Annotated in this window: 4 protein-coding genes; 3 read left to right on the top strand and 1 reads right to left on the bottom strand. The window is 37.5% G+C overall.

The window, feature by feature from the left end:
* Window positions 1-14 precede the first annotated feature (14 nt).
* Complete coding sequence (locus C245_RS0116615) at window positions 15-206, bottom strand: hypothetical protein (protein ID WP_017497736.1); 192 nt, start codon at window positions 204-206, stop codon at window positions 15-17.
* A gap of 763 nt (window positions 207-969) precedes the next feature.
* Between C245_RS0116615 and C245_RS0116610 the strand changes: the two genes are divergently transcribed.
* From C245_RS0116610 to C245_RS0116600, 3 genes are all read left to right on the top strand, one after another.
* A complete protein-coding gene (locus C245_RS0116610) occupies window positions 970-1,413 on the top strand; it encodes a hypothetical protein (protein ID WP_017497735.1) in 444 nt (147 codons plus the stop codon).
* A gap of 31 nt (window positions 1,414-1,444) precedes the next feature.
* A complete protein-coding gene (locus tag C245_RS0116605; RefSeq protein ID WP_017497734.1) occupies window positions 1,445-7,759 on the top strand; it encodes an Ig-like domain-containing protein in 6,315 nt (2,104 codons plus the stop codon).
* 145 nt (window positions 7,760-7,904) lie between these two features.
* Entirely contained in the window at window positions 7,905-10,088 is a 2,184-nt protein-coding gene (locus tag C245_RS0116600; RefSeq protein ID WP_017497733.1) for a TonB-dependent siderophore receptor, read from the top strand.
* Window positions 10,089-10,283: the final 195 nt, after the last annotated feature.

Here is a 10,283-nt window from a genome sequence, read left to right as displayed (position 1 = left end):
GAGCTTTTTTTATTTTATTTTCGATATATAATTGTAATCCCTAAAACAACGGCCACTATTGCCAAAAATACTAAATGATCGTCTATTGGCACTATGTCCGGATCGTTTGGATCATCTGGTGGAGGCGGTATAGATTGTGCCAAAGCACTCAAACCACTTATCAAGGTCAGGCAAACTGTAAAAAAAACGGTCTTTATTGTCTTCATAATTTTAACATGCTGCAAAACAGCAAGGTAGGTTGTTAAACTTATTTTTATCTACTACAATTCTCACAAAAACAGGGGCTTACAGCGAATTGTGCGACAAATGTATAAGATTTTTATAGAACCACAAGGTTTAAAACAAAAAAAGCAAAACAAAAATAATCTGCCCATTTTACCGTAAGAATAAACCTTAAAGTATCAATCCTCCACTGCTATTTACGTATATTCCTGTCTGTTAGTTTTCTATTTCCACAAATCAAAACTCCTTTTTTATCACAATAAATCCGGATTGCGTGATTTACGAAAAAAATACATCCGTTTTAGTTCATTACACTGTTATTTCGCAAAACTAACTACTCTAAAACACGAGCAACTGCTTTCTATTCAAAAAACCAGATATTAACCACAAATAACCTCCCATTACACACCAATTACAGTTATTACAATAGCTCGTTAAAAGCAAGACTAAAGCGATACTTTTGCCCTATATAAAACAAAAATTTGAGTCTATTTCTAATCAAAGTAAGTTTTAAACCGCGTTTTTTTTGAATTCTAAATCAGGGAACAAATCAGCTATTATCAGAAGACAAAAACACCTGATTTAAAGAAAACTAACTCAATTCCGACAACTTAACTTATGTCTTTTTATAGTAAGTTTTTTTTATTTAAAAAAGATTCATATACAAAGAAAAACCGAAAAAAGTTCATTTACATTTTTGCTTGCTTAGCCCCTAAAAGCAAACAATTAACTTAAATCTATTATCTAATGAGGAAAACTGCTATTATACTGCTTCCATTGTTATTCTTTTTGCAACTGTCAATTGCCCAATCACAGATTAAAAAGGAAAAACTGAAAGAGTTTCGTAAAAGTGCGAAATGGAAAGAAATGATGAAGGATCCTAATGCAAACTTCAATGAAACTAATGTTGCTTTTAATGAATTTTGGAAAGGAAAACCCAATCCGTTAGAATTGATGGAGGGAGAAGAAGAAGCGTTGGAAGAATTAAAAGAAAGATCATTCATTTCCAGACTCTTTAAAAGCAATAGAACACTAAAAAAAGAATCGCTTCAGTACGCCGAAGATTTTAAGAAATTTAAATTTTGGAGAATCCAAAGCGAAGGTTTTGTAAAATCTGACGGAAGGGTAATGACTCCCGATGAAATTCAGGAGATGGTCCAACAGGAACTACAAAGCAGGCAAAAAAAATAAAAATAATTCCCCGATAATCTTAAAATAATCTATGCAAACAAATCTACGTATTGCAGTGTTACTTGTATGCTTTCTTTTCTTTAACGGTACAAGTGCTCAAACCCCTATTCCTAATTGGAAAAACATTGGACCAATAGCCTTTCCGGAGAAAACCATTGGTCAGGTACACGGTATTGGACGATGTAGTCAAATTAAATTTCACGCTACAGATCCTAACAAAATGTATGTTGCCAGTGCTTCAGGGGGATTGTATCAGAGTAATGATAAAGGCCTTAACTGGAAATCATTAGGAACCGATCAGGTTGTTAAGGCACAATCTGCCTCCATCGCCGTAGATCCTACCAACGATCAGGTGATGTATTGGGGAACAGGTGATGCAAATTATTCTTATAATGGTTTGGGTGTCTATAAAACGATCAATGGAGGAGCCACCTGGACAGTATCTAATGCCGGAATGGGCAATCGATTGGTTATACACATGCTTTTTCTTCCTACGGATAACAATACAATCATTGCAGCTACCAATAACGGCATCTATAAATCGACAGACGCGGGTGCTAACTGGACCTTAAAATCTGTTCCGGGTATTGAAGTTCAGGATATCTGTTACAAACCGGACACAAACGGTCAGACAATTTATGCAACAGCTTCTAAAAATTTTTATCGTTCTCTTGATGCCGGAAACAGCTGGACTGAAATCACTTCTCCAGCCTTTGTATTTGGAGCTAACGGAACAAGAGTATCCGTTTCTGAAGCCGATCCAAATGTTGTTTATGTTGCCCATGTTGGCGCTAATTCTATAGGAGAAATTTACAGATCAACAGATGGAGGAAGTACCTTTACAAACATGCGTACGACCACGGAATGTCTTGCCGGATATTCGGCAACTGAAAGTGGCCAGGGAGATTATAATTTTGATTTTGAAGTCAATCCTGTTAATTCAAATGAGCTTTATGTATGTGCTCATGTGATATGGCGTTCTACAGATGCGGGTGTTACATGGGTACAGCAACAATTATCATGGGCTTCAGATCTTCATACTGACCAACACCATATTGTATTTGATCCTTATGTTAGCGGTCAACTCTGGAATGCCAACGATGGCGGAGTCTGGAGCAACACCACTAACGGAACAGGCCCCTGGACCCCAAAATCTGACGGTATAGCAGCCACCGAAATTTATCGTGGTACTCTTTCCAAAACGAATAGAAATCTACTCTATATAGGGACACAAGATAATGGTGGATTTTACTCTAACAACGGTACCTTTTATAATGACAGAGGGGGCGACTTTGGTCCGTATATGTGGTTTGATTATTCAAGTAATTTTTACTATGACTCAAACGGATATAAAAACCCTTATCCTTCGGGTTCTAGCGTAAGCTTAAATCTACCACAAACTCCATCGGGCGGAAGATTTGCTTTCACTCCAGAAAATGCCGATATTGCTTACCACGCCAATGCCGGAAAAATTTATCGTTGCCTGAACCTAACTTCAGCTTCTCCTTCCTGGACACTTATTTACACCGTACCGTCCGGCACTGTAAAAGACCTTCAGATAGATCCCGGTAATGCAGATCGTTTGTATGTATTTACAGATTTACCCGCATTATTTAGATCGGACAATGCAAGGACTGATGCTTCTTTTGTTCAGACAACACTTCCTTCTACGTCCACTAATGGCTCTGTAGCTCCTATACCCAATTCAGATGTTTTATACTTAGGGCTTGGAAATACCATTTATCGCTCTGCAGATAAAGGAACAACATGGACAGCTACAAAAGGATTTCCTACAGCACAAGTGCAAAAGGTGTTAGCTGATAGTAAAAGCACGAATGAGGCTGTCTATGCTTCTTACTCCCTTGGCGTTTATTATAAGGACAATACTAAACCATACTGGATAAATTACTCTTCGGGTCTTCCTATAATTTGCTCGATAACAGATATGGACATTTATAATGATGGTATTTCTGAAGGTATATTGAATGTTTATTATTATGGAAGAGGGGTATGGCAAAGTGATCTGGTTCCTCCCCCGAGTAACATTACGGTTGCTATGACTTCGCCTGTCAACAATACAACATTTAGCAGTCCTGCTACTATCAACCTCAATGCAACAGCCTCCGTAAACTCAGGAACTATTAGTAAAGTAGAATTCTATAACGTAACTACGTTACTAGGCACAAGTGTGTCTTCTCCCTATACTTATTCATGGAGTGGAGTATTGTCAGGAAAATACGACCTGACTGCTGTAGCTTATGATAATCTGGGGAATAAGAAAAGTTCTGCCTTAGTAACTGTTACGACGACTTTTGTATGTAATAAAGTCACGGGAACTCCCTTTGGGACTTCTCCCTGGACAACAGGTTCTGAATATGATAAAGCATTTGACGGAGATATAAATACAAATTTTAGTGCTAGTTCATCTAGTTCAGGTTACACCGGATTAGATCTTGGAACAGCAAAAGTGGTTACAAATGTCAGATATTATCCAAGAACGTCACAAGCAATAAGGATGACAGGTGGAAAATTTCAAGGTTCCAATACGTCTACTTCCGTTGGTTTTGTAGATCTGTATACCATCCCAACCCAGCCAACTTATGCCTGGCAGGACGTTAGTATACCTAACAGTACTGCCTACAGATATTACAGGTATTTATCTCCGGCCGGTGGTTATTGTGATGTAGCGGAGATTGAGTTCTGTGCTTCTAATGAGCTTCCAGCAGTAAACATTACGACACCACTCAATAATGAACTTTACACTACTACTCTTGCGAATATAAACATTACGGCAGCTGCATCTGATATAGATGGCTCGATAAGTAAAGTCGAATTTTATCAGGGTACCACTTTACTTGGCACTGCTACATCAAGTCCTTATTCGTTTAACTGGACAGGAGTTCCTGGCGGTACTTATCAACTTTATGCAAAGGCTTATGATAATCTAAATGCTGTAGCCATTTCCCCTAATATTACTGTGGTAGTGGGAAATCAAAACCCAACAGTCTCCATTATTTCACCTGACGATTATGCAGTCTTTAAGAATCCTGCAACTATTACTATTTATGCCACAGCCTCTGACTCTGATGGCACTATCAGTAAAGTGGAGTTTTACGATGGCACCACTCTGTTAGGGACTTCAGCAACCAGCCCATACAGTTATAATTGGAGAAATGCCCCAATAGGAACTTACACGCTCTCTGCTAAAGCGTATGATAATAGCGGTGGAACTACAGACTCTTCCCCTATAACTGTTAATGTTACTTTTCCTTGTTCTCCGCTTTCAGGCAGCTCTTTTGGTACTGCTCCTTATTACTCATATTCTACATATGATAAAGCATTTGACGGAGACCTAAGTACCACTTTTCAAGCCAGTACAACTAATAATGGTTATACCGGATTAGATTTTGGAACAGCAAAAGTTGTTAAAGGGATACGCTTTTATCCAAGAGCAACTAGAGAAAGTAGAATGACAGGAGGAAAATTCCAAGGGAGCAATGTTGCTGATTTCAGTATTGGGGTAGTGGATCTATACACTATTCCTTCCGTTCCTATTCTGGGATGGAACGAGGTTACTGTTTCCAATGGCACTGCATTCAGATATGTAAGATACTTATCTCCTGCGGGTGGATATTGTAATGTAGCGGAAATTGTTTTTTGCGGGTTAGACAATATGCCAAAAATAAACGTTACTGCTCCTGTTAATGCAGCTACTTATAACGCTCCTGCAACAATTAATATTACTGCCGATGTAGAGGGTTCCGTAAGCAAAGTGGAATACTATATAGGAGCTTCTTTAATTGGCACATCCACTAACAGTCCCTACAATTATAATTGGACAGGAATAGGTACCGGAGCGTACACTCTTATAGCAAAGGCTTATGACTATAATGGGTTGGTTATTTCTTCCGCTCCCGTAAACTTTACTGTCACTAATAACATTGCTCCAACAGTAAGCATTACCACTCCGGCCGATAATGCAATATATACCGCTCCAGCCTCTTTCAATATATCAGCTACAGCTAACGATAGCGACGGAAACATAAACAAAGTAGAATTCTACAATGGCACTACCTTGTTAGGAACCGTTAATGCAAGTCCGTATACTTTCAACTGGAAAAACATAGCTGCCGGAACGTACAACTTAACTGCTAAAGCTTACGATAATAATGGAATAGCTACCTCTTCTTCTGCTGTTTCAGTCAAAGTAAACCAACTACCAACAGTAAACATTACCGCTCCAGCCAACAATACAATTTATGCTGCTCCGGCCACTTTCGATATTTCAGCCACGGCTAATGATACCGACGGAAGTATAGACAAAGTAGAATTCTACAATGGCTCTACCTTGTTAGGAACCGTTAATGCAAGTCCATATACTTTCAATTGGAAAAACATAGCTGCCGGAACATACACCTTAACTGCCAAAGCTTACGACAATAATGGAGATGTTGCCGCTTCTTCTGCTGTTTCAGTCAGAGTAAACCAGCCACCCATAGTAAGTATTACCACTCCGGCCGACAATGCAATTTATGTTGCTCCTGTCACTTTTGATATATCCGCCGCAGCTAAAGATGCCGACGGAAATATAAACAAAGTAGCATTCTATAATGGCGCTACACTTTTAGGAACCGTTAATGCTAGTCCGTATATTTTCAATTGGAAAAACGTAGCTGCCGGAACGTACACATTAACAGCCAAAGCTTATGATAATGATGACGATGTTACCACTTCTTCTGCAATTGCAATTACAGTAAATACCCCTGTCAATCAATCACCTTCAGCAGCCATTACTGCTCCTGCCAATAATACTGTATTTACTGCTCCTGCAAGTATTACTATCGATGCTATAGCAACCGATTCTGATGGTACAATATCTAAAGTAGAATTCTATAACGGAGGATCTTTATTAGCAACTTCAACAACTAGTCCCTATACCTACAATTGGAAAAATGTACCTGTGGGGACTTATGCCATAACGGTAAAATCATATGATAATGCAAATGTAACAGCAACATCAGCCGTGGTAAACCTGGTCGTTACTAATAATCAGGCTCCTACAGTAAGAGTCACTTCTCCTGTTGACAATACTACATTCATTGCTCCCGCAACTGTTACAATCAATGCTGAAGCAGCCGATTCTGACGGAACAATTTCTAAAGTAGAATTCTATAACGGAACAACTTTATTATCAACTTCGACAAACAGCCCGTATACCTACAATTGGAAAAATGTGGCTATGGGAACTTATGCTATAACGGCAAAATCATATGATAATACAAATGCAACGACAACATCTTCTGCCGTAAACATAGTTGTTACTAATAATCAGGCTCCGACAGTAAGAATTACTGCTCCCGTTAATAATACTACATTCATTGCTCCTGCAAGTATTACAATAAATGCCGCAGCAGTCGATTCTGATGGAACAATTTCTAAAGTAGAATTCTATAACGGAGCAACTTTATTATCGACTGCAACAACCAGCCCGTATACATACAATTGGGAAAAGGTATCTGCGGGAACTTATCAGATAGTAGCAAAGGCTACAGACAATACCGGAAACGTGACCAGCTCGGCTCCTGTAATTATTGTTGCGAAAACAAACCCAACTATTAGTATGATTTCTTCTTCTGAAAATAATCAGGTGGTAGACACTGGAAAGGACCTTTTATTCACTTTCAATGTTACTGATCCTGATGCTGTATTATCATACATTATCATTAAAGACAATGGGGAAATAATTTCTACAATAAATAAATCTCCTTATTTATCTGTTCTTACTAACATAAGTTCGGGAGACCACTATTTCACAGCCATCGCTGTTCTTGAAAATGGTACCGAATATACATTTGCAAATTTGAATATAGTGAGCAAAAATTGCAAAAGTATGGCATGGAATATTTCAACTGATTATTTAATTGGAGATCAGGTAATCTATCAAGACATTATTTACAGAGCCTTGATAATTAACAAAAACAAACAACCTAATCAGGACCAATCCACTTGGTCTAAGATAGGAATCTGTGAAAATCTGGCAGTTGAAAATCCTCCTGTACTTAAACCTAAATACATCTTATACCCAAATCCGTGTACTACACATTTCAACATCAAATTTATTGATTGTGCCGGAAAGAGTTTTTACTATAGCATAATGGATGTAAACAGCAGAATCGTTAGAGAGCAAAAAAGCGAACCTATCAACAATGACATATTTGAGAAAGAAGTAACCATTCAGGGATTACCTTCCGGAACTTACATTGTACACATTCATTTAAATGAGAAGATATATAGTGAAAAAATAATTATCATAGAAAAGCCTTCTATGTACAAGAAAAAGAAATAATGCTTTTTACTCTCCTTTTATGTTACACAGAAAACAATAATTAGCATTCATAGATTTTATAGGAGTTATGTAATCCTAACACTCTATAATACCATATCAACACCTTTTCTGTTCAAAAGAAAATTTCAAACTAATTTAATATTACATGAAAAAAACATATTTTTTAATAGTATTCTTTGGTGCTATTACAGCTTATTCGCAACAAATTTTGGACACTACAGAGCCTAAAAAATTAAAAGAGATACATATCATTACAGAACGCTACTCCAAGTCGACTCAGGATGTTAAACACATTTCGCGAAAGGAAATAGAGTTTCAAAAAAACCAAAACACTGCCGATTTACTAGCCAACACAGGTACCGTATCTGTTCAGAAATCGCAACAAGGCGGAGGAAGTCCCGTTTTAAGAGGATTTGAAGCCAATAAGATTCTGCTTCTGGTGGATGGAATCAGAATGAACAACCTTATTTACAGAGGAGGACATCTACAAAATATAATTACTGTTGACGAAAATTCATTGGAACGAATTGATGTTCTTTTCGGACCCGCATCTACCATTTTTGGGAGCGATGCGTTGGGTGGCGCCATCAATATGAGAACCAAAAACCCCATGTTTCTGTCCCAAACGGATAACAAAGTGTTTTCAGGAAATGCAATGGTAAGATACAACAGTGCCAATACAGGATCAACACAGTATTTTGATTTTAATTTTGCAGGCAAAAGATGGAGCTCTCTATCCTCTTTCTCGTATAATGATTACGGCGATTTGAGAATGGGAAGCAATCCTAAAGGAAAAAATGAATCTTTTGGCGAGCGTCCTCAATATGTTGAAACTACAAACAATGTAGATTATTTGGTGCAGAATAAGAATCCACTTATTCAAAAGTTTTCCGGATATAAGCAATATAATGTCATGCAAAAGATACTTTTTCAACCAGATGAATATACACAGCACAGCTTGAATCTTCAATATTCGACTTCTTCAGATGTGCCAAGATATGATCGTCTTACAGATCCATCAGGTACGGGGTTGAAACATGCTGTTTGGAATTACGGTCCGCAGAAAAGATTTCTTTCAGCTTATAAATTTTCGAAACAAAAGGCCTTGTTCAACAGTGATATGAATCTTGGAATGAGCTATCAAAACATTGAAGAAAGCAGAATCTCAAGAAAATTTAACGATGATAAAACTAAAAGTCAGGTCGAAAAAGTAAATGTATTTGCTTTTAACGCAGATTTCAGAACGAAACTAGGCAAGGGTGACTTTCTTTACGGAACCGAATTCTTTTATGATAATCTAAATTCGACTGCTACCAGTTCAAACCGCATCACCGGTATTGTGTCTCCAACAGATACTCGTTACCCAAACGGTATAAATCATACCTTTAGAGCAGATGTTTTTGCAACTTATAATGAAAAAATAAACGAAACTACTTTCTATAATTTGGGGATTCGTACCGGTTATTCTTCCTTAAAAAGTACTATTGCTAATAATTCTTTTTTCCGACTTCCATATGATGTCATCGAGCAGAGTAACTTCACATACAGCGGTACTGCCGGAATGGTAAAGAATATTCAGAGTACTAAATTGGTTTTCAATTTGGCTTCGGGCTACAGAGTCCCAAACGTGGATGATTTAGGAAAGCTTTTCGAATCAGTGCCCGGAACCTTGATTGTACCTAATCGAAATATTGCTCCTGAGAAATCAGTAACAGCCGATTTTACTGTAGCATTTGGGCAGGGAAAGAGAATTCAGTTTGACAATACGGTTTATTATACCCGTCTTTTTGATGCCATTGTTACCGATCATTTTTTGTACAATGGACAAAGTTCGGTGATATACGAAGGAGTGCAAAGCGAGGTCTTTGCCATGCAAAATAAAGGGAATGCTTATGTAGGCGGTTTTTCTTCCACCCTGAAAATGGCCATCACAAAACCACTGGGAATTTATGGTACGGTAACTTTTACCAAAGGAGAAATAATGAACCGCACGGGGAATACTCCATTGGATCATATCTCTCCAATATATGGAAAAGCAGGATTGAAATATGAAAATAAAATAATACTTCTGGATTTCTATACATTATTTAATGGCAAGAAAGATATAAGCGATTATTCTACAAATGGTGAGGACAACCAAAAATATGCTCCAAAAGGAGGTATGCCGTCATGGCAAACCTTTAATTTCAAAACATCCTTTATGGTCGATAAAAATATTTCGCTTTATGCCGGAATTGAGAATATTTTAGACCTACAGTACCGTGTTTTTGCATCGGGTATCAATGCATCGGGCAGAAATATATCTGTGGCAGCAAAATATCGCTTCTAGTATAAAATTCTCATTTCTGTTTTTACAAATCTAAACTCCTTTCCTTACAAAAAAAGGTTTGCATTATTCAACAAAAGGGATGTGTTGTAAAATACAAAAAGACCGTTTCGGATAATGAGACGGTCTTTTTAAAAGCTATTTAAAGGTTAATTCTCTGTACAATATTCTTCCAGATTGGTTAAATATTTTAGATGG

It is taken from the genome of Flavobacterium sp. WG21 (assembly GCF_000335775.1).
Lineage (GTDB): Bacteria > Bacteroidota > Bacteroidia > Flavobacteriales > Flavobacteriaceae > Flavobacterium > Flavobacterium tructae.
Note: the sequence above shows the minus strand (reverse complement) of the source record. Positions and strands in the feature narration are given on the sequence as shown.